The sequence below is a fragment of the Enterobacter sp. 01-M-03-SI-ECC genome (genome assembly GCF_047530215.1).
Taxonomy (GTDB): domain Bacteria; phylum Pseudomonadota; class Gammaproteobacteria; order Enterobacterales; family Enterobacteriaceae; genus Enterobacter; species Enterobacter chengduensis.
Genome location: NZ_JBLKDA010000008.1, coordinates 94,383 through 117,992, shown reverse-complemented (window position 1 = coordinate 117,992; position 23,610 = coordinate 94,383). Strand labels below are relative to the sequence as shown.

23 protein-coding genes are annotated in these 23,610 nt (G+C 55.2%); 9 read left to right on the top strand and 14 right to left on the bottom strand.

The window, feature by feature from the left end:
• Positions 1 to 31 precede the first annotated feature (31 nt).
• From ribE to thiL, 3 genes are all read left to right on the top strand, one after another.
• Entirely contained in the window at positions 32 to 502 is a 471-nt protein-coding gene (gene ribE, locus ACMWKK_RS10200; RefSeq protein WP_006176874.1) for a 6,7-dimethyl-8-ribityllumazine synthase, read from the top strand.
• Between the two features lie 21 nt (positions 503 to 523).
• The gene (nusB, locus tag ACMWKK_RS10195; protein ID WP_006809908.1) at positions 524 to 943 is read left to right on the top strand and encodes a transcription antitermination factor NusB; all 420 of its coding nucleotides are present in this window, start codon (positions 524 to 526) and stop codon (positions 941 to 943) included.
• A gap of 77 nt (positions 944 to 1,020) precedes the next feature.
• On the top strand, positions 1,021 to 1,992 hold the full coding sequence (thiL, locus tag ACMWKK_RS10190; protein WP_112781102.1) for a thiamine-phosphate kinase: 972 nt from the start codon (positions 1,021 to 1,023) through the stop codon (positions 1,990 to 1,992).
• 61 nt (positions 1,993 to 2,053) lie between these two features.
• On the opposite strand, the gene ACMWKK_RS10185 is transcribed toward thiL, so the two are convergent.
• The 4 genes from ACMWKK_RS10185 to xseB form a co-directional block, all read right to left on the bottom strand.
• On the bottom strand, positions 2,054 to 3,028 hold the full coding sequence (locus ACMWKK_RS10185) for an aldo/keto reductase (RefSeq protein ID WP_112781103.1): 975 nt from the start codon (positions 3,026 to 3,028) through the stop codon (positions 2,054 to 2,056).
• Positions 3,029 to 3,092: 64 nt separating this feature from the next.
• Positions 3,093 to 4,955, bottom strand: a complete 1,863-nt coding sequence (gene dxs / locus ACMWKK_RS10180; RefSeq protein WP_112781104.1) for a 1-deoxy-D-xylulose-5-phosphate synthase — start codon at positions 4,953 to 4,955, stop codon at positions 3,093 to 3,095.
• Positions 4,956 to 4,979: 24 nt separating this feature from the next.
• Positions 4,980 to 5,879, bottom strand: a complete 900-nt coding sequence (gene ispA, locus ACMWKK_RS10175) for a (2E,6E)-farnesyl diphosphate synthase (RefSeq protein WP_112781105.1) — start codon at positions 5,877 to 5,879, stop codon at positions 4,980 to 4,982.
• A complete protein-coding gene (gene xseB, locus ACMWKK_RS10170) occupies positions 5,880 to 6,122 on the bottom strand; it encodes an exodeoxyribonuclease VII small subunit (protein WP_045328337.1) in 243 nt (80 codons plus the stop codon).
• A gap of 191 nt (positions 6,123 to 6,313) precedes the next feature.
• Here xseB and thiI point away from each other — a divergent pair, with 191 nt between their 5' ends.
• Positions 6,314 to 7,762: a tRNA uracil 4-sulfurtransferase ThiI gene (thiI, locus tag ACMWKK_RS10165; RefSeq protein WP_112781106.1), complete on the top strand. Its 1,449-nt coding sequence runs from the start codon at positions 6,314 to 6,316 to the stop codon at positions 7,760 to 7,762.
• 94 nt (positions 7,763 to 7,856) lie between these two features.
• On the opposite strand, the gene yajL is transcribed toward thiI, so the two are convergent.
• Both yajL and panE read right to left on the bottom strand, forming a co-directional pair.
• Positions 7,857 to 8,450: a protein deglycase YajL gene (gene yajL, locus ACMWKK_RS10160; protein WP_112781107.1), complete on the bottom strand. Its 594-nt coding sequence runs from the start codon at positions 8,448 to 8,450 to the stop codon at positions 7,857 to 7,859.
• Positions 8,413 to 9,324: a 2-dehydropantoate 2-reductase gene (panE, locus tag ACMWKK_RS10155; RefSeq protein WP_045328344.1), complete on the bottom strand. Its 912-nt coding sequence runs from the start codon at positions 9,322 to 9,324 to the stop codon at positions 8,413 to 8,415. The genes yajL and panE overlap by 38 nt, the downstream gene beginning before the upstream one ends.
• A gap of 121 nt (positions 9,325 to 9,445) precedes the next feature.
• On the opposite strand from panE, the gene ACMWKK_RS10150 reads away from it, so the two are divergent.
• Positions 9,446 to 9,937 carry a YajQ family cyclic di-GMP-binding protein gene (locus ACMWKK_RS10150; protein WP_033144770.1) on the top strand — a complete coding sequence of 164 codons (492 nt, stop codon included), beginning with the start codon at positions 9,446 to 9,448 and terminating at the stop codon, positions 9,935 to 9,937.
• 31 nt (positions 9,938 to 9,968) lie between these two features.
• Here the strand turns inward: ACMWKK_RS10150 and ACMWKK_RS10145 are convergent, their stop codons facing one another.
• The 8 genes from ACMWKK_RS10145 to ACMWKK_RS10110 form a co-directional block, all read right to left on the bottom strand.
• Entirely contained in the window at positions 9,969 to 11,330 is a 1,362-nt protein-coding gene (locus ACMWKK_RS10145; RefSeq protein ID WP_112781108.1) for an MFS transporter, read from the bottom strand.
• Positions 11,331 to 11,543: 213 nt separating this feature from the next.
• Positions 11,544 to 12,431: a heme o synthase gene (cyoE, locus tag ACMWKK_RS10140; protein WP_013095848.1), complete on the bottom strand. Its 888-nt coding sequence runs from the start codon at positions 12,429 to 12,431 to the stop codon at positions 11,544 to 11,546.
• 11 nt (positions 12,432 to 12,442) lie between these two features.
• A complete protein-coding gene (locus ACMWKK_RS10135; protein WP_006176899.1) occupies positions 12,443 to 12,769 on the bottom strand; it encodes a cytochrome o ubiquinol oxidase subunit IV in 327 nt (108 codons plus the stop codon).
• A complete protein-coding gene (locus ACMWKK_RS10130) occupies positions 12,769 to 13,383 on the bottom strand; it encodes a cytochrome o ubiquinol oxidase subunit III (protein WP_008503324.1) in 615 nt (204 codons plus the stop codon). The genes ACMWKK_RS10135 and ACMWKK_RS10130 overlap by 1 nt, the downstream gene beginning before the upstream one ends.
• Positions 13,373 to 15,364 carry a cytochrome o ubiquinol oxidase subunit I gene (gene cyoB, locus ACMWKK_RS10125; RefSeq protein WP_014168864.1) on the bottom strand — a complete coding sequence of 664 codons (1,992 nt, stop codon included), beginning with the start codon at positions 15,362 to 15,364 and terminating at the stop codon, positions 13,373 to 13,375. The genes ACMWKK_RS10130 and cyoB overlap by 11 nt, the downstream gene beginning before the upstream one ends.
• A gap of 16 nt (positions 15,365 to 15,380) precedes the next feature.
• Entirely contained in the window at positions 15,381 to 16,328 is a 948-nt protein-coding gene (gene cyoA, locus ACMWKK_RS10120) for a cytochrome o ubiquinol oxidase subunit II (RefSeq protein WP_014882770.1), read from the bottom strand.
• Positions 16,329 to 16,805: 477 nt separating this feature from the next.
• Complete coding sequence (gene ampG / locus ACMWKK_RS10115) at positions 16,806 to 18,281, bottom strand: muropeptide MFS transporter AmpG (RefSeq protein ID WP_045328351.1); 1,476 nt, start codon at positions 18,279 to 18,281, stop codon at positions 16,806 to 16,808.
• 45 nt (positions 18,282 to 18,326) lie between these two features.
• A complete protein-coding gene (locus tag ACMWKK_RS10110) occupies positions 18,327 to 18,905 on the bottom strand; it encodes a lipoprotein (protein WP_112781109.1) in 579 nt (192 codons plus the stop codon).
• Positions 18,906 to 19,210: 305 nt separating this feature from the next.
• On the opposite strand from ACMWKK_RS10110, the gene bolA reads away from it, so the two are divergent.
• The 4 genes from bolA to clpX all read left to right on the top strand — a co-directional run bounded on the left by bolA (position 19,211) and on the right by clpX (position 23,442).
• Positions 19,211 to 19,528: a transcriptional regulator BolA gene (gene bolA / locus ACMWKK_RS10105; RefSeq protein ID WP_021241655.1), complete on the top strand. Its 318-nt coding sequence runs from the start codon at positions 19,211 to 19,213 to the stop codon at positions 19,526 to 19,528.
• Positions 19,529 to 19,858: 330 nt separating this feature from the next.
• Positions 19,859 to 21,157 (top strand): trigger factor, encoded by a 1,299-nt coding sequence (gene tig / locus ACMWKK_RS10100; RefSeq protein WP_045328353.1) that lies wholly within the window; start codon positions 19,859 to 19,861, stop codon positions 21,155 to 21,157.
• A 260-nt stretch (positions 21,158 to 21,417) separates the two neighbouring features.
• Entirely contained in the window at positions 21,418 to 22,041 is a 624-nt protein-coding gene (gene clpP / locus ACMWKK_RS10095) for an ATP-dependent Clp endopeptidase proteolytic subunit ClpP (RefSeq protein WP_008503317.1), read from the top strand.
• Between the two features lie 126 nt (positions 22,042 to 22,167).
• Positions 22,168 to 23,442 (top strand): ATP-dependent protease ATP-binding subunit ClpX, encoded by a 1,275-nt coding sequence (clpX, locus tag ACMWKK_RS10090; protein WP_045328356.1) that lies wholly within the window; start codon positions 22,168 to 22,170, stop codon positions 23,440 to 23,442.
• Positions 23,443 to 23,610 lie beyond the last annotated feature (168 nt).

Genomic DNA, 23,610 nt, shown 5'->3' with positions numbered 1-23,610 from the left:
GCGGGGCCACATGAACCCGTAAAGGAAGAGTATGAACATTATTGAAGCTGCTGTAGCTACCCCGGACGCTCGCGTCGCCATCACCATTGCGCGTTTCAACAACTTCATCAACGACAGCCTGCTGGAAGGCGCGATTGACGCCCTGAAACGCATCGGCCAGGTTAAAGATGACAACATTACCGTTGTTTGGGTTCCAGGCGCTTACGAACTGCCACTGGCGGCGGGCGCGCTGGCGAAAACCGGTAAATACGACGCGGTGATTGCACTGGGTACCGTTATTCGTGGCGGCACTGCGCACTTCGAATACGTTGCGGGCGGTGCAAGCAACGGTCTGGCACACGTTGCGCAGGATGCTGAAATTCCTGTCGCGTTCGGCGTGCTGACTACCGAAAGTATTGAACAAGCCATCGAACGTGCTGGCACCAAAGCCGGTAACAAAGGTGCAGAAGCTGCACTGACCGCGCTTGAAATGATCAATGTATTGAAAGCCATCAAGGCCTGATTTTTTTGTAAGGGGAATTCCGTGAAACCTGCTGCTCGTCGCCGCGCCCGTGAATGTGCCGTCCAGGCACTTTACTCCTGGCAGTTGTCCCAGAACGACATCGCTGATGTTGAATACCAGTTCCTGTCAGAACAGGACGTGAAAGACGTTGACGTTCTGTACTTCCGTGAACTGCTGTCGGGAGTGGCGACTAATAGCGCGTATCTCGATGGTCTGATGAAACCTTACCTGTCCCGCCTGCTCGAAGAGCTGGGCCAGGTGGAAAAAGCAGTGTTGCGTATCGCGCTGTTTGAGCTGTCTAAACGTGATGATGTGCCGTACAAAGTGGCCATCAACGAAGCGATCGAGCTGGCAAAAACCTTCGGCGCTGAAGACAGCCACAAGTTCGTAAACGGCGTACTTGATAAAGCAGCACCTGCGATCCGTCCCCACAAAAAGTGATCCGCAAACCGGAGTCCTGCATTGCCCGACGGGCAGTGCGGCTCCGGTTTTTTCTTTTATTTGCTGAGGCATAACGTATGGCATGCGGCGAATTCTCCCTGATTGCCCGTTATTTCGACCGTGTCAGAACCTCTCGTCTTGATGTTGAAACCGGCATTGGCGATGACTGTGCACTTCTCAATATTCCCGAAAAACAGACGCTGGCAATCAGCACCGACACCTTAGTGTGCGGGCGTCATTTCTTACCGGATATCGATCCTGCCGATCTGGCGTATAAAGCTCTCGCGGTTAACGTCAGCGATCTGGCCGCAATGGGCGCCGATCCCGCCTGGCTGACGCTGGCCCTGACGCTGCCAGAGGTGGATGAAGCCTGGCTGGAAGCCTTTAGCGACGCGCTGTTTGAACAGCTGAATTATTACGATATGCAGCTGATTGGCGGTGATACCACTGCCGGGCCGCTGTCGATGACGCTGGCGATCCACGGCTACGTGCCGCTTGGCCGCGCGCTGAAGCGATCGGGCGCAAAACCGGGCGACTGGATATACGTCACCGGTACGCCGGGCGACAGCGCGGCAGGGCTGGCTATCCTTCAGCACCGTTTAGCGGTTGAAAACGCTGACGATGCGGCGTATCTGGTGAAACGCCATCTGCGCCCGACGCCGCGCATTCTGCACGGTCAGGCGCTGCGCGAACGGGCAAGCTCGGCTATCGATCTCTCTGACGGGCTGATCTCGGATCTCGGGCATATCCTGAAGGCCAGCGGCGTGGGCGCGCGCGTTGACCTGGATCTGTTCCCGCTGTCAGAACAGCTGCTTCGCCATGTGGAACCTGACCAGGCGCTGCACTGGGCGCTTTCCGGTGGTGAAGACTACGAACTGTGCTTCACGGTGCCTGAACTCAACCGTGGAACGCTGGACGTGGCATTAGCGCATCTTGGCGCGAAGTTTACCTGCATCGGTCAGATCATGCCGGAGAGCGAAGGGCTGAAGTTTGTGAAGGACGGTGCGCCGGTGACGCTCGACTGGAAAGGGTACGATCACTTCGCGTGAGTTTGTGCGCACTGTACTGCCGGGTGGCGGCTTCGCCTTACCCGGCCTACAAAAGATGGGCTTATTTAAACCCTACCACCGGATGCGGCTGATATGGTGTTTCCAGCTCGGCAACCTGCTCCGGCGTCAGCGTGATATCCACCGCATTCAGCAGTTCGTCAAGCTGCTCCGCCCGGGATGTGCCGATAATCGGTGCCGCGACGCCGCGCTTGCCCAGCAGCCACGCCAGCGCCACCTGGGCGCGGGTTGCGCCGGTATCGTCGGCGATCCCGGCTAAGCGTTCGGCAATCAGTGCATCGCTGCCTTCGGTTCCTTCGTAGAGATTTTTCCCCACTTCATCCGATACCAGGCGAGCCGTGGTTTCTCCCCACGGACGGGTCAGGCGACCGCGCGCCAGCGGGCTCCACGGGATGACCGCGATGCCCTCCTGATGGCACAGGGGCAACATCTCGCGTTCTTCTTCACGGTAGATCAAGTTGTAGTGATCCTGCATGGTGACAAAGCGCGCCCAGCCGTGTTGCGCCTGGAGATCAAGCGCCTGGGCAAACTGCGACGCGTGCATAGACGACGCGCCGATGTAGCGTGCTTTCCCGGCTTTGACCACGTCGTTCAGCGCTTCGAGCGTCTCCTCGATCGGGGTGTTGTAATCCCAGCGGTGAATTTGCAGCAGATCGACGTAATCCATGTTCAGGCGTCTGAGGCTGTCATCAATGGATCGCAGGATCTGCGCGCGAGAAAGGCCCTGAGCCAGGTCACCTGACGGATAGTAGACCTTGGTGGCGACGACGATGTCATCGCGACGGGCAAAATCGCGCAGGGCGCGGCCAACAATCTCCTCGCTGCTGCCGTCGGAGTAGCTATTGGCGGTGTCAAAGAAGTTAATGCCGCCCTCAATGGCGCGTTTAATAATCGGACGGCTGCTCTCTTCCGGCAGCGTCCAGGCGTGGTTTCCGCGATCGGGTTCGCCAAAGGTCATGCATCCCAGACAAAGTCGGGAAACCTTAAGGTCCGTTTTTCCTAATGTTGTGTATTGCACGGTTCCGCTCCTGCAGTTTAAACAATACGTTTAAGCATAGCAGGAGCAGAACAGGGGGAGGGGGTCAGTCCAGCCAGCTGCGAATTTTGGCTTCGATCCCGACGGCGTCCAGGCCAATCGCCGCGCGGGCTTCGTCCTGAGTACCTTGCGGAATGAAATGGTCCGGCAGGCCGAGGTTTAGCACCGGCACGGCTTTACGATTTGCCATCAGCACTTCGTTCACGCCGCTGCCCGCGCCGCCCATGATGGCGTTTTCTTCCAGCGTGACCAGCACGTCATGCGTCTCAGCCATGCTCAGGATCAGAGCATCGTCGAGCGGCTTCACAAAGCGCATATCCACCAGGGTGGCGTTCAGCGTTTCAGCCACTTTGGCCGCCTCTGGCATCAGGGTGCCGAAGTTCAGAATCGCCACTTTTTCGCCGCGACGCTTCACCAGACCTTTACCGATCGCCAGCTTTTCCAGCGGCTTCAGCTCAACGCCAACCGCATTGCCGCGCGGGTAGCGAACCGCGCTTGGGCCGTCCTGATAGTGGTAGCCGGTAAACAGCATCTGACGACATTCGTTCTCGTCGCTTGGCGTCATGACAACCATATCCGGAATGCAGCGCAGGAACGACAGGTCAAATGCGCCCTGGTGCGTCTGGCCGTCGGCACCGACGATGCCCGCACGATCGATAGCAAACAGTACCGGCAGCTTCTGGATCGCCACGTCGTGGATCACCTGATCGTAGGCGCGCTGCAGGAAGGTGGAATAGATCGCGACAACCGGCTTGTAGCCGCCAATGGCCAGGCCCGCTGCAAACGTTACCGCGTGCTGCTCGGCAATCGCCACGTCGAAATACTGGTCAGGATATTTTCTGGAGAACTCCACCATGCCGGAGCCTTCACGCATGGCCGGGGTGATCGCCATCAGCTTGTTGTCTTTGGCGGCGGTTTCGCACAGCCAGTCGCCGAAGATTTTAGAATAGCTCGGCATGCCGCCGCTGCTTTTTGGCAGACAGCCGCTGGACGGGTCAAATTTCGGCACCGCGTGGAAGGTGATCGGATCTTTTTCCGCCGGTTCGTAGCCACGTCCTTTTTTGGTCATGATGTGCAGGAACTGCGGGCCCTTCAGGTCGCGCATGTTCTTGAGCGTGGTCACCAGGCCCAGCACGTCATGGCCGTCAACCGGGCCAATATAGTTAAAGCCCAGCTCTTCGAACAGGGTACCCGGCACGACCATGCCTTTGATGTGTTCTTCGGTACGCTTGAGCAGCTCTTTAATCGGCGGGACGCCGGAGAAGACTTTCTTGCCGCCTTCACGCAGCGAGGAGTAAAGCTTGCCGGAGAGCAGCTGCGCCAGATGGTTGTTCAGCGCGCCGACGTTCTCGGAGATCGACATTTCGTTATCGTTAAGGATAACCAGCATGTCCGGCTTGATGTCGCCCGCATGGTTCATGGCTTCGAAGGCCATGCCGGCAGTAATGGCACCGTCGCCAATCACGCAGACGGTGCGGCGCTGCTTGTTCTCTTTTTCGGCGGCAACGGCGATACCGATGCCCGCAGAAATGGAGGTAGAGGAGTGGCCGACGCTCAGCACGTCGTACTCGCTCTCGCCGCGCCACGGGAACGGGTGCAGGCCGCCTTTCTGACGAATGGTGCCAATTTTATCGCGACGTCCGGTCAGAATTTTGTGCGGATAAGCCTGGTGGCCCACGTCCCAGATGAGCTGATCGAACGGCGTGTTATAGACGTAGTGCAGCGCCACGGTCAGCTCTACCGTGCCAAGCCCGGAGGCGAAATGGCCGCTGGAGCGGCTTACGCTGTCGAGCAGGTAGCGACGCAGCTCGTCGCACAGCTTCGGCAGGCTCTCTTTCGGCAACAGACGTAACTCCTGGGTGGAGTCAACTAACGCCAGTGTCGGGTATTTGGCAATATCAAAACTCATCAAAGGCTCATCGAGATATATAGTTTATTTATTACGCTGGATGATATAGTCCGCTAGCGCTTCCAGTGCCGAGGTATCCAGCGATTGCGCGGCCAGCTGATTCAGCGACTGGCGGGCATCGTCAATCAGATCCCGGGCTTTACGTTGGGCTTGCTCAAGACCCAGCAGGGCGGGGTAGGTACTTTTGCCAAGCTGCTGGTCCGCACCCTGACGTTTACCCAATGTTGCAGTATCGCCCACCACATCCAGAATGTCATCCTGAACCTGGAATGCCAGACCGATACTTTCTGCGTATCTGTCCAGAATCGGCAGGGCTTTGCGCCCTTGCTCACCCGCGCTCAGCGCGCCCAGGCGAACGGCGGAACGAATCAATGCCCCTGTTTTATGGCGATGAATACGCTCCAGCTGTTCCAGATTAACCTGACGTCCTTCCGCTTCAAGATCCAATGCCTGGCCGCCGCACATGCCCGCCACGCCGCTGGCCATGGCCAGTTCGGAGATCATCGCCAGGCGGTCGCGATCGGCCACTTCCGCCATCGGCGCATCGCTCAGAATCGAGAAGGCCAGCGTTTGCAGGGCATCACCCGCCAGAATGGCATTCGCTTCGCCAAACTTGATATGGCAGGTGGGCTGACCCCGACGCAAATCGTCGTCGTCCATCGCCGGGAGATCGTCGTGGATCAGCGAGTAGGCGTGAATGCACTCAACGGCGGCTGCCGGGGCATCCAGCGTGTTATCGCTGATACCAAACATATTGCCTGTAGCGTACACCAGAAACGGGCGCAGGCGCTTTCCACCCAAGAGTGCGCCATAGTGCATGGCCTCAACCAGTGGAGTGTTCTGAAAAGGCTGTGGGGCAATAAAACGGCGCAGGGCGTCGTTGGCGCGTACGACGCGCGCCTCAAGCTCGTTGGCAAAATCCATTTACTCAGCGTCCGGTGTGAAAGGCGTGGTTTTCGCGTCTTCGCTGTCGGAAAGCAGGATCTGCACGCGCTGTTCGGCCTGCTGCAGCTTGACCTGCCCCTGGCGCGCCAGCTGCACGCCACGCTCGAATTCGTTGAGCGCCTCTTCCAGCGGGAGATCGCCGCTCTCAAGACGGGTAACGATTTGCTCCAGTTCATTCAGCGCAGTTTCGAAACTGGCCGGTGCGTCGTTCTTCTTCGGCATAGTGAATTGACTCTTATATTCTCAGCCCCGACATGGTAACGGACTCAGGGCAATTATCAAATAACGCGCAATGTGCACAGGAGCGGCGCGATGGTGGTATACTTGCGCGCCTGGATGCAGCCACGGGTGTGGGCTGCTGTACTCTTTTCCATTACAAGCCTTAATACGCTTGCCTAAGAAACATTGCCGCCATGAAGTTTATCATTAAATTGTTCCCTGAAATCACCATCAAAAGCCAATCTGTGCGTTTGCGCTTTATTAAAATTCTCACCGGGAACATTCGTAACGTATTAAAGCACTACGACGAAACCCTCGCCGTGGTGCGCCACTGGGACCACGTTGAGGTCCGTGCGAAAGACGAAAACAAGCGTCAGGATATTCGCGATGCGCTGACCCGCATTCCGGGGATCCACCATATTCTGGAAGTGGAGGATGTTCCGTTCAGCGATATGCACGACATCTTCGAAAAAGCGCTGGTTCAGTACCGCGACCAGATCGAAGGTAAAACCTTTTGCGTGCGCGTGAAGCGTCGCGGCAAGCACGAATTCAGCTCCATTGAAGTGGAACGTTACGTCGGCGGCGGTTTGAACCAGCACGTTGAGTCTGCGCGCGTGCGTCTGACGAACCCTGAAGTGACGGTTAACCTGGAGATCGAAAACGATCGCCTGCTGCTGGTGAAAGGGCGCTATGAAGGTATCGGCGGCTTCCCGATTGGCACCCAGGAAGACGTATTGTCCCTGATCTCCGGCGGCTTCGACTCCGGCGTCTCCAGCTATATGCTGATGCGTCGCGGCTGCCGCGTGCATTACTGCTTCTTCAACCTGGGCGGCGCGGCGCACGAAATCGGCGTTCGTCAGGTGGCACATTACCTGTGGAACCGCTTCGGCAGCTCCCACCGCGTGCGTTTCGTGGCGATCAACTTCGAACCTGTGGTCGGCGAAATCCTTGAAAAAGTGGACGACGGCCAGATGGGCGTCATCCTGAAGCGCATGATGGTGCGCGCGGCGTCCAAAGTGGCCGAACGCTACGGCGTGCAGGCGCTGGTCACCGGTGAAGCGCTGGGCCAGGTTTCCAGCCAGACGCTGACCAACCTGCGTCTGATCGACAACGTGTCTGATACGCTGATCCTGCGTCCGCTCATCTCCCACGATAAAGAGCATATCATCGATCTGGCGCGTGAAATCGGTACCGAAGATTTTGCCCGCACCATGCCGGAATACTGCGGCGTGATCTCAAAAAGCCCAACGGTGAAGGCGGTGAAGGCGAAGATCGAAGCCGAAGAAGAGAACTTCGATTTCAGCATCCTGGAAAAAGTGGTGGCGGAAGCCTCCAACATTGATATCCGCGAGATTGCCCAGCAGACCGAGCAGGACGTGGTTGAAGTGGAAACCGTGAGCGGTTTCGGCCCTGACGATGCGATTCTGGATATCCGCTCGATTGATGAGCAGGACGACAAGCCGCTGCAGGTTGAAGGCGTCGAGGTGGTTTCTCTGCCGTTCTACAAGCTGAGCACGAAGTTTGGCGACCTCGACCAGAGCAAAACGTATCTGCTGTGGTGCGAGCGCGGGGTGATGAGCCGACTGCAGGCGCTGTATCTGCGCGAGCAGGGTTTTGCCAATGTGAAGGTGTATCGCCCGTAGTTTCTCGCCCGGTGGCGCTTCGCTTACCGGGCCTACGGTACCGTGCATTCGTAGGCCGGGTAAGGCGTAGCCGTCACCCGGCTTTTTTTATGCACTACTCTTCATAGTAATTATAAATCCCCGCCGGCATCACCAGCGATGACGCCACTTCGTAGGCCTTCTCGCGCCCGACCAGCAGGTCAATAATCTTTAAGCCAAAATCAATGGCGGTGCCCGGGCCCTGGCTGGTCAGCAGGTTGACGCGCGGGTCCCAGACGACGCGTTTATCCACCCAGTGCTCGTCCGGGATCGTATCCTTAAGCCCCGGGAAGCCGGTCATATTGCCGATGGGGAAGATATCGTGCGGAACCAGAACCGTTCCGGCGGCGGCGCAGATGGCTGCGACGATACGGCCGGATAGATGAAACTGACGCACGGTCTCCACCAGCAGCGGGCTGTCGCGGAAACATTCCGCGCCTTTTAAGCCGCCGGGCAGCACGATGATGTCGAAATCTCCGTCCGCCACGTGTACCAGCGGGGCATCCGCGAGGATTTTTACCCCGCGTGAACAGGTGATTGCCAGATTGCCGTCGCTGGCAACGCTGGCGGTGGTGACCTTAATGCCGCCGCGCACCATCAAATCAATGGCGGTGACCGCTTCCATCTCTTCGCTACCATGGGCGAGGCATACCAGTGCTGACGCGCTCATATTCATTTTCCTTACGTTTTACCCGATCGTACAGGCGGGCGTTTTCCGGCACCGCGATACCGTGCGCACGGGCGCGCTTTAGCAGATAGCCGGTGATGTAGTCGATTTCGGTGTGGCGTAACGCCCGCACGTCCTGCAGCATCGAGGAGATGTTTTCTGCAGTGCTATCAATCACCTGCTCGACATAATAGCGTAAATCATCCGCCGAGGTGTGTAAGCCCTCACGCTCAACGACCGAAGCCACCTCTTCGCACAGCGCCGCGATTTCCTGCGGATGGTTTTTTAGCGCGCCGTTTGGACAGTCCCATAGCGCCGTCAGCGGGTTGATCACGCAGTTTACCGCCAGCTTGCGCCACAGCTGAGGGCGGATGTTGTTGTGCCAGGCGACATCCGGCAATACGTTCTGCAGCACGTCGGCGAGATAGCTGTAGTCCCCATCCTGCGTCCTCGCGGGGCCAATATGCGTCACGCCGCTGGCAACGTGCACGATAATATTGCCGTCGCGACGCGCGGCGTGCGTCGTTGTCGCCATCAGCAGAGGCTGCGCAACGCTTTTCAACTCATCAATGGTCCCCATGCCGTTATGCAGCAGCAGAATGGGCGAAGTGGAGGGGAGCTGCGCCGCCAGCGTCTTTACCGCGTCTGAGACCTGCCACGCCTTGAGCGTCACCAGCAGGAGGTCGCTTTTTGCCAGGAAATCGGGATCGTTCGCGGTGAGGGATTCGTTAAAGATACTTCCGTCTTCGCTAATCAGGTTTACACTGCAATAGGGCTGGGGCACGCGCAGCCAGCCCTGAACCTCATGTCCGTGCTTGCACAGCGCGGTCATCCACAGCTGACCAAGCGCTCCGCATCCGAGCACCGTAATTTTCATTGTTCCTCCTCACCTGCAACTGCGCCAGGTGTTACAGCTTAATTATACAGCTAAGCTTCTGTTGAGTTATGCCTCGTAGCGGGTATTATGCAACGCAACAAAAGTGAAGGGAGAAGAAAAGATGCCATCTTTCGATATTGTTTCCGAAGTTGATATCCAGGAAGTTCGCAACGGCGTTGAGAACGCAACCCGCGAAGTTGAGTCACGTTTCGATTTTCGTGGCGTTGAGGCGTCGTTTGAGCTGAACGACGCAAATAAGACCATTAAGGTGCTGAGCGAATCTGATTTCCAGGTGAATCAGCTGCTCGACATTCTGCGCGCCAAGCTGTTAAAGCGCGGCATCGAAGGAACGTCTCTGGACGTGCCGGAAGAGTTTGTGCACAGCGGCAAGAACTGGTTTGTTGAAGCCAGGCTGAAGCAGGGCATCGAGAGTGCGGTGCAGAAGAAGATCGTGAAGCTCATCAAAGACAGCAAGCTGAAGGTTCAGGCGCAGATCCAGGGCGAAGAGATTCGCGTGACCGGTAAGTCCCGCGACGACCTCCAGTCCGTAATGGCGCTGGTGCGCGGCGGCGATCTGGGACAGCCGTTCCAGTTTAAAAACTTCCGCGATTAATACAATAAAGCCCGGCTTCACCGGGCTTTTTTTACGCCTTTAAGGCCTGCTCGACCTCGAAGCGGTTGGTCACCTTGCTGTCTATTTTGACGTAAGCGCTGCGCTCTTCCGGGACAATCAACACCTCCGTCACGCCCTCTTTGACTTCCAGACGCTGCTTAAGCGCGTCGCTGATTTCCACATCCTCCGGAATTTCAACCCGCAGGCTGCTCACGTAGCGCGGCTCTTTCATGGTGCTGGCAACCAGCAGCCAGACCGTTGCCAGCAGCGCACCGGCGAGAAACACGGTTTGAGAGTCAAACAGACCGTCCACCCAGCCGCCGAGCGAGCCGCCGATCGCCACGCCAAGGAACTGGCTGGTGGAGTAGATGCCCATCGCCGTGCCTTTGTAACCGGCGGGGGACTCTTTGCTGATCAGCGACGGGAGCAGGGCTTCCATCAGGTTAAAGGCCAGGAAGAACAGCTGCACGCCGGCAATCAGCTCCCAGAAGTGCGGACCGGCACCCCAGAGCACAATCTCGGCAATCAGCAGGACCGCCACGCAGCCCACGAAGACGCGCTTCATTTTGCGCTTCACTTCGGCGTAGATGATGAACGGCACGACGGAGACAAACGAAATCAGCATCGTGACCAGATAGATTTTCCAGTGCTCAGACGCCGGGAAACCCGCAGCGGCAAGCTGGCCGGGCAGGGCGACAAAGGTCGACATCAGTAGGATGTGCAGACACATAATGCCAAAATTGAGCTTCAGCAGGCGCGGCTCGACAATCACTTTGCTAAAGCAGCCTTTTACCATCCCCGATTCACGGTTCAGAACATGGTTCTTGCTGTCCGGCACCACCCACAGGGTTAAGGCAATGCCGATGGTGGCCAGCACGGCAATCATCCAGAACAGGGCGTGCAGGCCCAGCTTGTGCGTGATGATGGGGCCCAGCACCATCGCAATCGCAAACGTCACGCCAAAGCTGACGCCGATAAACGCCATCGCTTTGGTGCGGTTTTGCTCGCGCGTTAAGTCTGACAGCAGCGCCATGACGGCGGCGGCAATCGCGCCGGAACCCTGCAGGGCGCGGCCGAGAATAATTCCCCAGATGGAGTGGGAGAGGGCGGCAATCACGCTTCCGAGCACAAAGACCAGCAGCCCGCCGACGATCAGCGGCTTGCGGCCCACCCGGTCCGAGAGCAGGCCAAAGGGGATCTGGAACACCGCCTGCGCCAGACCGTAGATGCCGATCGCGAGCCCAATCAGCGCCTCGCTAGCCCCCTGCAGCGCCATACCGTACGTGGTCAGAACAGGCAGGACCATAAACATGCCGAGCATCCGTAGCGAGAAGACAGTCCCTAAGCCCCAGGTCGCGCGAAGCTCGCCTGGCGTCATTTTATAATCGTTCATTACCACCTCAGTTCAAAAGCAGGCACTAGTTTAGGCGGGGTGTTAATTGCGGTAAATAGGCGTTTGTTTAAGAGATATTACCGTCGTGCAAAACCGGGTCGGGTGGCGGCGATGCCTTACCCGACCTACCGATCCCGTATGCCCGTGCAAGCGTAGCGCCGCCGGGCAAAAAAAAAGCCAGGTGATTAACCTGGCTTTTTCAATTCAGCACGCTTACCAGACGTAAGTCAGCAGGTTATGTGAATCCGGCACCATGAAGTCTACGGACATCATCACGGACAGCGAGGTGATGGCAACAATCGAGAACACAAACAGCTTGCGCGCCCAGACTTTGTCATCTTCCACTTTGTAGCCGCGCAGCGCCATACCGAGCCACCAGACGCTCACCGCTGCCGCTACCGCCAGATATTTATACCCGGCGTAACCACCCAGAGAGAGCATCAGCGTTGCCACGGCAAAGGCGATGATGTACAGCGTGATGTGGTTCTTGGCAACGGAGATGCCTTTCACGACCGGCAGAACCGGGATGTTCGCTGCCTGATAATCCTTAAAGCGGAAAATCGCGATGGCATAGGAGTGCGGCATCTGCCACAGGCTAAAGATAGCCAGCAGGATCAGCGCACCGCTGTCGAACTCGTTCGTGACCGCGCAGTAGCCAATCACCGGCGGCGCAGCGCCGGAGAGAGAACCAATCAGCGTGCCGTAGACGGAGTGACGTTTCATATACAGGCTATAGACGCCCACATACACCACGAACCCCATCACCCCCAGCCAGCAGGCCAGCGGGTTAGCACCAAACCACAGCAGCATAAAGCCAGCAATACCCAGCAAGGTGGCGTACACCAGCGAGACGGAAGGGGCGATCAGGCCTTTCACCAGCACCCGATTTTTGGTCCTTTCCATCTTCTTGTCGATATCCATGTCGATGTAGTTGTTAAATACACAACCGGACGCAACAACCAGTGACACACCGACCAGCGTGTAGATAAAGAGGGTGTAATCAATGCTGCCCTTAGAGGCCAGCAGGAACCCTCCGATCACGGAGATCAGGTTGCCAAAGATGATGCCTGGTTTCGTAACTTGCAGGTATTGCTTAAACATACTCGCCGCTCTTAGTGAACCATCATGTTGTAGTTGAGGTTCCACATAATCCAGATGGAACCGACTACCAGGATAGCGATGATAATCACGGTAAAGATAAAGGCGGTCATATTCCAGCCTTCATCGGACTTGGTGTTCATGTGCAGGAAGCAAACCAGATGCACCAGAATCTGAATCACCGCGGTCACCAGGATTGCACCCAGGATAACCGGCTTAGACGCAGAACCGCTCATCACCATCCAGAACGGGATCACCGTCAGAATGATCGACAGGATGAAACCTGTCATGTAGGTTTTTACGCTGCCGTGGGAAGCGCCATGATCGTTAGAATGACTCATTACATCGCCCCCATCAGATAAACAACAGAGAACACACAGATCCACACCACGTCCAGGAAGTGCCAGAACAGGCTCAGGCACAGGATACGGGTACGGTTAGTGCTGGTCAGGCCGCGACGGGAGATCTGGAACATCAGTACTGCCATCCAGATCAGACCCGAGGTCACGTGAAGACCGTGGGTGCCGACCAGCGCGAAGAACGCTGACAGGAAGCCACTGCGATCCGGACCAAAACCTTCCATAATCAGGTGATGGAATTCATAGATTTCCATCCCGATAAATCCAGCACCAAACAGCCAGGTCAACGCCAGCCAGGAGACAACCTGGCTCTTGTTGTTTTTGTACATGGCGATAGCCGCCATGCCGTAGGTGATGGAGCTGAATAACAGCAGTGCGGTTTCAACCAGAACGAACGGCAGTTCAAAGATGTCCTTGCCGGTCGGGCCGCCCGCCGTGCCGTTCACCAGAACGGCATAGGTCGCGAACAGACAGCAGAACAGAATGCAGTCGCTCATCAGGTAGATCCAGAAGCCGAAGACTTTGGTCGGTCCTGTATCGTGGTGCGCATGTTCATGCGCGTGGGCAGTTGAGTGCGCCAGAGTATCAGTTGCCATTTTTCAGCCCCGCTTTAGAAATCTCGTCGAAATGCTGATTTTCCAGCTTCTCGACTTCACGGACTGGTACGTAGTAGTCCACGTCCTCGTCAAAGCTCTTCACAATCCAGCTGATTACGATGCCGGCGAAGCCAACAATCGCCATCCACCAGATGTGCCAGATCATTGCGAAACCAAATACCGTTGCGAAGGCGGCAATAACAATGCCCGCACCGCTGTTTTTCGGCATGTGGATCTCTTCGTAATGAGCAGGTTGCTTGTACGCTTCACCTTTTTCTTTCATTTCCCAGAATGCGTCGCGTTCATGAACCTGCGGCACGATGGCAAAGTTATAGAAAGGCGGTGGAGAAGAGGTTGCCCACTCCAGCGTACGGCCACCCCATGGGTCACCGGTCAGGTCACGGTTCTGGTCGCGGTCACGAATAGACACGTAGAACTGAATCAGCTGAGACGCGATACCGCAGGCAATCAGCACGGCGCCGCCCGCTGCAACCATCAGCATTGGGTGGAACTGTGGATCGATCTGCTGGCTCAGACGACGGGTCATACCCATGAAGCCCAGCACGTACAGCGGCATAAATGCCACGAAGAAGCCGATGATCCAGAACCAGAACGCGCGTTTACCCCATTTTTCGTTCAGCGTGAAGCCGAACGCTTTTGGCCACCAGTAGGTTACGCCAGCGAAGCAGCCGAAGACCACGCCACCGATGATAACGTTATGGAAGTGCGCAATCAGGAACAGGCTGTTGTGCAGAACGAAGTCAGCGCCCGGTACCGCCAGCAGTACGCCGGTCATCCCACCTACGGAGAAGGTGACGATGAAGCCGATGGTCCACAGCATCGCTGAGTGGAACACGATACGGCCCTGGTACATGGTGAACAGCCAGTTGAAGATCTTCACCCCGGTCGGGATGGCGATAATCATGGTGGTGATACCGAAGAAGGCGTTTACGTTCGCGCCCGCACCCATGGTGAAGAAGTGGTGCAGCCAAACGATGAACGACAGAACGGTAATACACACGGTTGCCCACACCAGAGAGGTGTAACCAAACAGACGTTTACGCGAGAAGGTTGCCGCGATTTCGGAGAACACACCGAACACAGGCAGAACCAGAATGTACACTTCCGGGTGACCCCAGGCCCAAATCAGGTTGATGTACATCATCATGTTGCCACCCATATCGTTCGTGAAGAAATGGGTGCCCAGGTAGCGGTCCAGGGTCAGCAGCGCGATGGTGACGGTCAGAATTGGGAATGACGCGATAATCAGGATGTTGGCGCACAGAGATGCCCAGGTAAATACCGGCATCTTGAACATGGTCATGCCAGGGGCACGCATCTTGATAATGGTCACGAAGAAGTTAATACCGGTCAGGGTAGTACCGACACCGGAGAGCTGAAGCGCCCAAATCCAGTAGTCGACGCCAACGCCCGGACTGTACTCAATTCCTGACAGCGGCGGATAAGCCAGCCAGCCGGTCTGAGCGAATTCGCCCACGCCCAGTGACAGGTTAACCAGGATAACGCCGACAACCGTGAACCAGAAGCTCAGGTTATTCAGGAACGGGAACGCCACGTCGCGCGCGCCAATCTGCAGCGGAACGACTACGTTCATCAGACCGATAACCAGCGGCATCGCCACGAAGAAGATCATGATAACGCCGTGGGCGGTAAAGATCTGATCGTAGTGGTGCGGCGGCAGGAAGCCGGCTTCACCCGCAGAAGCGAGTGCCTGCTGGCTACGCATCATGATCGCATCCGCAAAGCCACGAATTAACATGACGATACCGACGATGCAGTACATGATACCGAGTTTTTTGTGGTCAACCGAAGTCAGCCACTCGTTCCACAGGTAGCTCCACTTACCGAAGTAAGTGATCAGGGCCAGTAAGGCCGCGCCACCAATGATAATTGCAGCCACCGTAACCACGATAATCGGTTCATGGTAGGGCACTGCATCCAGTGTCAATTTTCCGAACATTTTCTTCCTCGGCCCCTTAGTGAGCGGTTTCCGCGTGGCTCATGTCCATGCCTTCCATACCTTCGTGCGCGCTGTGCTCGCCTTCAGGCTGGGTCATGTCCATGCTCTTGCCGTGATCCATAAATTTGCCAATAACGTCTTTGAACAAATCAGGTTTCACATTAGAGAAGTACTCCACCTTGTTGTATTCGCTAGGTGCAGCCACTTTTTCGAACGCCGCCATGTCAGACATGGTGTTTGGAGACTGCTTCGCTTTTTCAACCCACTGGTCGAAAGCGGCACGGTCTGGCGTTGCAATAGCTTTGAACTTCATACCTGAGAAGCCCGGGCCGCTATAGCTGGCGGAGATACCATCATAGGTGCCTGCTTCATTCGCGATCAGGTGCAGGTTGGTCTGCATACCGGCCATCGCGTAAATCTGGCTACCCAGACGTGGGATGAAGAAGGAGTTCATTACGGAGTTGGAGGTCACTTTGAACTGAACCGGAGTGTTCGCCGGGAAGGCGATTTCATTCACGGTAGCAATACCCTGCTCTGGATAGATGAAGAACCATTTCCAGTCCATGGAGACCACTTCAATGGTAATAGGTTTCTCATCGTGAACCAGTGGTTTGCTTGGCTCAAGTGCGTGAGTGGTTTTCCAGGTCAGTACGGCAAGGAACAGGATGATCAGGATAGGTACCGTCCAGACCACAGCTTCCACTTTATTGGAGTGTGACCAGTTAGGGCTATACTTCGCATCTTTATTGCTCGCACGATACTTCCAGGCGAAACCAACAGCCATCAAAATGGCAGGAATAACCACAATCAACATCAGGCCAAAAGCCGTCAGTATCAGTGAACGTTGTTCCAGTCCAATCTGTCCTTTGGGGTCTAGTAGTGCAGAATCGCAGCCACTGAGTAATACAGTGCCCGCGAATAATGACAACCATCCCAAACTTTTATTGTATTTCCCGAGTCTCATTTAACGACCTCAATTCCACGGAGTCTGGTGGCGTTTAAAGTGTGCGGGCATTTTACGGGAAGGTTACATTACTGTAAACATCATTAGGCCTGTGTCAGGAAGGTGTTACTGGGTTCTGCCGCACGTGTCACAAGTGTTGCAAATTATGTCGAATTTTATGACCGAAGCCGCATGGCGTGGGCTTTATAACGAAAGGACCCCCAAGCATACCTTAAAAGGGGCAATTGGTATAACCATTGTTAAAAATAAACAAAAAATTAACAATTAATTATCAATAAAAAGACATCTAAAAAACGAAAAATCAAACTATCGAATGCTGAATCGTTTAATGAAAAATAGTGTTTTGGAACCGTAGCCAATAATTTCCAAATCCTATCCCGCACAAAACAACAAATATTTTTTTTACTGGTGTTGGCTATTTCGCCGTTATAATTTCGCTTAGTGATTACAACGGGAAATAACCTTTCGCCTTTTTCTTCAGGTCATCTGCGTTTTACGCAACGCCATGAAATCGAGTAGTCCCCCGGTCAGGATCCCGGCGATAGCCAGCAGCGCGCCAGCGTCCAGCAGCAGGGCTTCGAACGGCAGTGCCAGCGACGTGCTGGCGTGAATAATCAGCACCACAAGCCAGAGTGCCAGCGCAACGCAGCCCGCCATTAACAGGCATAACGCAAAACGGTAGGCGCGGTGATATTCCGTGCGCGGCATAAAGTGCTCTGTCCGCTGGGTATATTCCAGCGTCTGACGGCAGACCAGCAGCAATAAAATTCCCGGCACGGCAGCCACGACCGAAAAGAGATAAAAGGTTGGCCAACCGTGGGCTTCTACGAACCAGCCGGCAATCGGGCCAACGTACACGCGGCCAACGGCGGAGAGCGCCGAGAGCAGCGCGAACTGGGTAGCGGAAAACGACTTGTTGCACAGGGTCATCAGCAGGGCGACAAATGCCGCTGTGCCCATGCCGCCGCAGAGGTTTTCGAAGAACACCGCCGCGGCCATGCTGATCGTATGTTTGTCGGTGATCGACAGCAGCCAGTAGCCAGCGTTAGAGGCGCCCTGAAGGATGCCGAAAATCAACAGCGCGCGGAACAGCGTCAGGCGCTGCATCAGCACGCCGCCATACAGCGCCCCGACAATGGTCGCAAACAGCCCCAGCGTTTTATTCACCACGCCCACTTCCCCGGCGTCAAAACCAACACCGCGGATCAGGAAGGTGGTGGTCAGGCTCATGGCAAAGGCATCGCCCAGCTTGTAAAGGACGATAAGTAGCAGGATCAGCCAGGCGTTGTTGCGGCCAAAGAAGTCTCGCAGCGGTTCGGCAACGGCCTGCTCCAGCGAGCGGGGAACCGGGATAACATCGCTCGGTTCGGGCGCGAAGAGCGTTGCGATAATGCAGGGGATCAGCAGGGCGGCCATCAGCCAGTACATGCCCTGCCAGCCGAGGTAACGGTCGGCCAGCCACAGCGCCAGCCCGCCGGAGACCAGCATCCCAAGGCGATAGCCCAGCACGCTAATGGCGGCCCCTGCGCCGCGCTCTTCCGCAGGTAATACGTCCGTCTTCCAGGCGTCGAACACGATATCCTGAGAGGCGGAACAGAAGGCTATGACTACCGCAAGCGCGGCCATCCAGCGAAGCTGCGTGGTGGGTTCAAGAAAACCCATTCCCGCAATGGCCAGCAGCAGCAGGATCTGCGTCATCACCAGCCAGCCGCGTCGACGCCCGAGGAATGGCGGCGTGTAGCGATCCATGACCGGAGACCACAGGAACTTAAAGACATAGGCCTGGCCCACAAGCGAGAAGAAGCCGATGGTTTTAAGATCGATATTCTCAACCGTCATCCACGCCTGAAGCGTGCCGGAGGTGAGCGCGAGGGGTAAACCCGAGGCAAAGCCAAGAATCAGCAGAATCGCTGATTTCGGTTGCTGGAAAATGCGTAAGTAATGACTGGACATGTTTTATAAAACTGACCCGGTGATGCACCGGGTCAGCGAGCGGGATTAACGCGCGTTCTGCTTGATGAAGTCGTGAATGCTGGTGTCCTGCGCCATATCGGAAATGGTATCCGTCAGCACGCTGTTAACCGCATCAGCAATATTTTTATTCGACGCCTGGAACGCGCCTTCGACAGAGTAGCTCGCACGGTAGTTCTTGGTCATCTTGTTGCCGGTCTTCGCGGTTGCGATGATGGCGATATCCGCTTTAGTGGCGATGTTGTAGCGTACGTTACCCTGAGAGACGTCAGCGTACAGGTTGTTCACGATGATCTGCAGATCTACCGCGCCGCTTGGGCCAACCATATAGCCACGGGAGGTCATCTGTTTCTCCAGCACTTCCTGCAGCAGGAAGCGCAGGTCGCGGGAAGCGGTCAGGGTCACCTGCTGGTTATCGCGGGTCACTTTTGCCAGGGCCTGATCCTGACGCTGATCGGCACCGTTAATGCTCACGGTAACGCCCATCAGGCTTGGGTCCTGCTGAGGCAGCGTGATTTTTGGTGAGACATCAATGGTGGTCGGCGGGGTAGCGCAGCCTGCCAGCATAAAAAGGGCTACCAACGGAAAGAAGAGTTTTTTTAACATTTTCGGGTTCTCAACGAATCGTAAGCATATAAAGAGAAAAATTGTCGCCATCATAACATCGCCAACGGCGAGGGGAAGTGGTCAACGCATGTAAATTCATCGCCTTGTCCGAAATCTGACCAGTTCCCCGATTTTCCCAATCCGTGTATGACAAAAGGTATGAGTTTCACAGTGAACTTCATTCGTTTGAATGAGAAAATCAGACGAAAGCTAAATATTTGTTGTCAAGGTGTAATGGAAACGGTAAAAGCGGCTAACATTTAAAGGGATGGGTGACATCCTGGCGTTGTCGGAGGAGTAATTTCATGATGATACGTGAGCATATAGAAGATAAATTAAGGGCAGCGTTCAACCCTGTGTTCCTCGAAGTCGTCGACGAAAGCTATCGTCATAACGTGCCGGCAGGTTCTGAAAGCCACTTTAAAGTGGTTCTGGTCAGCGATCGCTTCACGGGAGAACGTTTCCTGAATCGACACCGCTTGATCTACAGCACCTTGACGGAAGAACTCTCCACGACCGTGCATGCGCTGGCACTGCATACTTACACCATTAAGGAATGGGAAGGTTTGCAGGATACGGTCTTCGCATCGCCGCCCTGTCGCGGTGCAGGCACTATCGCCTGATAAATCGGATTTGCAACGGCTGGAGCTTTTCCAGTATGTTGCTTACAGATTTCCTCAAAACGGCCTCCGGGCCGTTTTGTTTTGTCTGAGTTTTGAGCGGATGGTGCGATTTTAAGGCTAAAAATAGCCTTAAAGTGTGAAAAAAGCCGCAGCAACATGCTCCAACCGTTCTCGACTCACCTAAGTGATGCCGCTATAATGCCGCGTCTTATTGAATGTCTTCGGGATGATTCTGGCGACAGGGAATGTGAATCTGCACTAAGAGAGCATCCCGGTATAACAGACAGATTCAGAGTTGACCGAGCACTGTGATTTTTTTGAGGTAACAAGATGCAAGTTTCAGTTGAAACCACTCAAGGCCTTGGCCGCCGTGTAACGATTACTATCGCTGCTGACAGCATCGAAACTGCTGTGAAAAGCGAGCTGGTCAACGTAGCAAAAAAAGTACGTATTGACGGCTTCCGCAAGGGCAAAGTACCAATGAATGTTGTTGCTCAGCGTTATGGCGCTTCCGTGCGTCAGGATGTGCTGGGTGAACTGATGAGCCGTAACTTTATTGATGCGATCATCAAAGAAAAAATCAATCCGGCCGGTGCGCCAAACTACGTTCCAGGCGAATACAAACTGGGCGAAGACTTCACCTACTCCGTAGAGTTCGAAGTGTACCCGGAAGTTGAGCTGAAAGGTCTGGAATCTATCGAAGTTGAAAAGCCAATTGTCTCCGTGACTGACGAAGACGTTGACGGCATGCTGGATACCCTGCGCAAGCAGCAGGCTAACTGGAAAGAGAAAGACGGCGCTGTTGACGCGGAAGACCGTGTCACCATCGACTTCACCGGTTCTGTAGACGGCGAAGAGTTCGAAGGCGGCAAAGCGTCTGACTTCGTACTGGCAATGGGCCAGGGTCGTATGATCCCAGGCTTCGAAGACGGTATCAAAGGCCACAAGGCTGGCGAAGAGTTCACCATCGACGTGACCTTCCCGGAAGAGTACCACGCTGAAAACCTGAAAGGTAAAGCAGCGAAGTTCGTGATCAACCTGAAGAAAGTGGAAGAGCGCGAACTGCCAGAACTGACTGAAGAGTTCATCAAGCGTTTCGGCGTTGAAGATGGTTCCGTAGCGGGTCTGCGTACCGAAGTGCGTAAGAACATGGAACGCGAGCTGAACGGTGCTGTGCGTAACCGTGTGAAATCTCAGGCGATCGAAGGTCTGGTGAAAGCCAACGAAATCGACGTTCCAGCTGCCCTGATCGACAGCGAAATCGACGTTCTGCGCCGTCAGGCTGCACAGCGTTTCGGTGGCAACCAGCAGCAAGCGATGGAACTGCCGCGCGAGCTGTTCGAAGAGCAAGCCAAACGTCGCGTTGTGGTTGGCCTGCTGCTGGGCGAAGTGATTCGTACCCACGAGCTGAAAGCTGACGAAGAGCGTGTGAAAGGCCTGATCGAAGAGATGGCGTCTGCATACGAAGATCCATCAGAAGTGATCGAGTTCTACGGTAAGAACAAAGAGCTGATGGACAACATGCGCAACGTTGCCCTGGAAGAGCAGGCTGTTGAAGCGGTACTGGCGAAAGCGAAAGTGACCGAAAAAGCGACCTCTTTCAACGAACTGATGAACCAGCAGGCGTAATTTCGCCCCAACGGTTTAAAGTTTGAACAGAAAACCCGTTGCCTTGCGGCAGCGGGTTTTTTTTATCGCAGCCTGAGCCCAGGAAGAGTGCTAAAACGCCCTTTCGGTGTTAGCGTAACAACAAAAGGTTGTTATGCTTGAAATAGGGCACTGCGAACCCCATAAGTACGTAATCATGATGAATGAGACTGGCTGATAATCCGTCCGTAAGGTTACAATCAGTACAGCAGGTGTTTTCAATTTTGATCCAGGAGACGGAAATGTCATACAGTGGCGAACGAGATAACTTTGCACCCCATATGGCGCTGGTGCCAATGGTTATTGAACAGACCTCACGTGGTGAGCGTTCTTTTGATATCTATTCCCGTCTGCTCAAGGAACGCGTTATCTTTCTGACCGGCCAGGTAGAAGACCACATGGCTAACCTGATCGTGGCGCAGATGCTGTTTCTGGAAGCGGAAAACCCGGAAAAAGACATTTATCTGTACATTAACTCCCCGGGTGGCGTGATTACAGCAGGGATGTCCATTTATGACACCATGCAATTCATCAAACCGGATGTCAGCACCATCTGTATGGGTCAGGCTGCATCTATGGGCGCGTTCCTGTTAACGGCAGGGGCGAAGGGCAAGCGTTTCTGCTTGCCGAATTCCCGCGTGATGATTCACCAGCCGCTGGGCGGTTACCAGGGGCAGGCGACGGATATTGAAATCCACGCCCGCGAAATTCTGAAAGTAAAAGCGCGCATGAATGAACTTATGGCGCAGCATACGGGTCAACCCCTCGAGCAGATCGAGCGCGATACCGAGCGCGATCGCTTCCTCTCTGCTTCAGAGGCAGTTGAGTACGGCTTAGTCGACTCCGTGTTGACCCATCGTAATTGATGCCCGCGACGCGAGTGTGCCGCTATACTAAGGTAGGGCGGCACGCTGCTGAATGCAGCTTGCGTCTTAGAATGGCATTTGCGTCGTCATGTGCGGCACAAAGAACTTAAAAAGAGGTTTGGACTCATGACAGATAAACGCAAAGATGGTTCGGGCAAACTGCTGTACTGCTCTTTTTGCGGCAAAAGCCAGCATGAAGTGCGTAAACTGATTGCCGGGCCGTCCGTGTATATCTGCGACGAATGCGTCGATTTATGTAACGACATCATTCGCGAAGAGATTAAAGAAGTCGCACCGCACCGTGAGCGCAGCGCGCTGCCAACGCCGCATGAAATTCGTCATCACCTTGACGACTACGTCATCGGCCAGGAGCAGGCCAAGAAAGTGCTGGCGGTAGCGGTCTATAACCACTACAAACGTCTGCGTAACGGCGATACCAGCAACGGCGTAGAACTGGGTAAAAGTAACATTCTGCTGATCGGCCCAACCGGTTCCGGTAAAACGCTGCTGGCTGAAACCCTGGCGCGTCTGCTTGATGTTCCGTTCACTATGGCGGATGCCACTACCCTGACCGAGGCCGGTTATGTGGGTGAGGATGTCGAAAACATCATCCAGAAACTGCTGCAGAAGTGTGATTACGACGTACAGAAAGCCCAGCGCGGGATTGTTTATATCGATGAGATCGACAAGATCTCCCGTAAATCAGACAACCCGTCCATCACCCGTGACGTGTCCGGTGAAGGCGTGCAGCAGGCGCTGCTGAAGCTGATCGAGGGTACGGTTGCCGCCGTTCCACCGCAGGGGGGGCGTAAACATCCGCAGCAGGAGTTCCTGCAGGTTGATACTTCCAAGATCCTGTTTATCTGTGGCGGCGCGTTTGCCGGTCTGGACAAAGTCATCTCCCACCGTGTTGAAACCGGCTCCGGCATTGGTTTTGGCGCAACGGTGAAATCGACGGCTGAAAAACCGAACGAAGGCGAGCTGCTGTCTCAGGTTGAACCGGAAGATCTGATCAAATTCGGTCTGATCCCAGAATTCATCGGTCGTCTGCCGGTTGTGGCAACGCTGAATGAGCTGAGCGAAGAGGCGCTGATCCAGATCCTGAAAGAACCAAAAAATGCGCTGACCAAGCAGTATCAGGCGCTGTTCAATCTGGAAGGCGTTGACCTGGAATTCCGCGACGAAGCGCTGGATGCGATTGCCAAGAAAGCGATGGTTCGTAAAACCGGTGCCCGTGGTCTGCGTTCTATCGTTGAAGCGGCACTGCTCGACACCATGTACGATCTGCCGTCGATGGAAGACGTTGAGAAAGTGGTGATTGACGAGTCGGTCATCAGCGGTCAAACCAAGCCGCTGCTGATTTACGGCAAGCCGGAAGCACAGCAGGCATCTGGCGAATAATTCACCAAATCATACAAGCAGTTAATCAAAAAGGGGGGATTTTATCTCCCCTTTACTTTTTCCGTATTCATAGCGTTGAATGTGTGGGAAACATCCCCATATACTGGATACATGTTAATGGTTATGTGAAGCACAGTGACATGACCAGCTTACCTGGCGGACACTAAC

Coding starts and splice junctions, on each gene's coding strand:
- ribE (WP_006176874.1), top strand. CDS start 32: ATGAACATTATTGAAGCTGCTGTAGCTACCCCGGACGCTCGCGTCGCC.
- thiL (WP_112781102.1), top strand. CDS start 1,021: ATGGCATGCGGCGAATTCTCCCTGATTGCCCGTTATTTCGACCGTGTC.
- dxs (WP_112781104.1), bottom strand. CDS start 4,955: ATGAGTTTTGATATTGCCAAATACCCGACACTGGCGTTAGTTGACTCC.
- ispA (WP_112781105.1), bottom strand. CDS start 5,879: ATGGATTTTGCCAACGAGCTTGAGGCGCGCGTCGTACGCGCCAACGAC.
- xseB (WP_045328337.1), bottom strand. CDS start 6,122: ATGCCGAAGAAGAACGACGCACCGGCCAGTTTCGAAACTGCGCTGAAT.
- thiI (WP_112781106.1), top strand. CDS start 6,314: ATGAAGTTTATCATTAAATTGTTCCCTGAAATCACCATCAAAAGCCAA.
- yajL (WP_112781107.1), bottom strand. CDS start 8,450: ATGAGCGCGTCAGCACTGGTATGCCTCGCCCATGGTAGCGAAGAGATG.
- panE (WP_045328344.1), bottom strand. CDS start 9,324: ATGAAAATTACGGTGCTCGGATGCGGAGCGCTTGGTCAGCTGTGGATG.
- ACMWKK_RS10150 (WP_033144770.1), top strand. CDS start 9,446: ATGCCATCTTTCGATATTGTTTCCGAAGTTGATATCCAGGAAGTTCGC.
- ACMWKK_RS10145 (WP_112781108.1), bottom strand. CDS start 11,330: ATGAACGATTATAAAATGACGCCAGGCGAGCTTCGCGCGACCTGGGGC.
- cyoE (WP_013095848.1), bottom strand. CDS start 12,431: ATGTTTAAGCAATACCTGCAAGTTACGAAACCAGGCATCATCTTTGGC.
- ACMWKK_RS10135 (WP_006176899.1), bottom strand. CDS start 12,769: ATGAGTCATTCTAACGATCATGGCGCTTCCCACGGCAGCGTAAAAACC.
- ACMWKK_RS10130 (WP_008503324.1), bottom strand. CDS start 13,383: ATGGCAACTGATACTCTGGCGCACTCAACTGCCCACGCGCATGAACAT.
- cyoB (WP_014168864.1), bottom strand. CDS start 15,364: ATGTTCGGAAAATTGACACTGGATGCAGTGCCCTACCATGAACCGATT.
- cyoA (WP_014882770.1), bottom strand. CDS start 16,328: ATGAGACTCGGGAAATACAATAAAAGTTTGGGATGGTTGTCATTATTC.
- ampG (WP_045328351.1), bottom strand. CDS start 18,281: ATGTCCAGTCATTACTTACGCATTTTCCAGCAACCGAAATCAGCGATT.
- ACMWKK_RS10110 (WP_112781109.1), bottom strand. CDS start 18,905: ATGTTAAAAAAACTCTTCTTTCCGTTGGTAGCCCTTTTTATGCTGGCA.
- bolA (WP_021241655.1), top strand. CDS start 19,211: ATGATGATACGTGAGCATATAGAAGATAAATTAAGGGCAGCGTTCAAC.
- tig (WP_045328353.1), top strand. CDS start 19,859: ATGCAAGTTTCAGTTGAAACCACTCAAGGCCTTGGCCGCCGTGTAACG.
- clpP (WP_008503317.1), top strand. CDS start 21,418: ATGTCATACAGTGGCGAACGAGATAACTTTGCACCCCATATGGCGCTG.
- clpX (WP_045328356.1), top strand. CDS start 22,168: ATGACAGATAAACGCAAAGATGGTTCGGGCAAACTGCTGTACTGCTCT.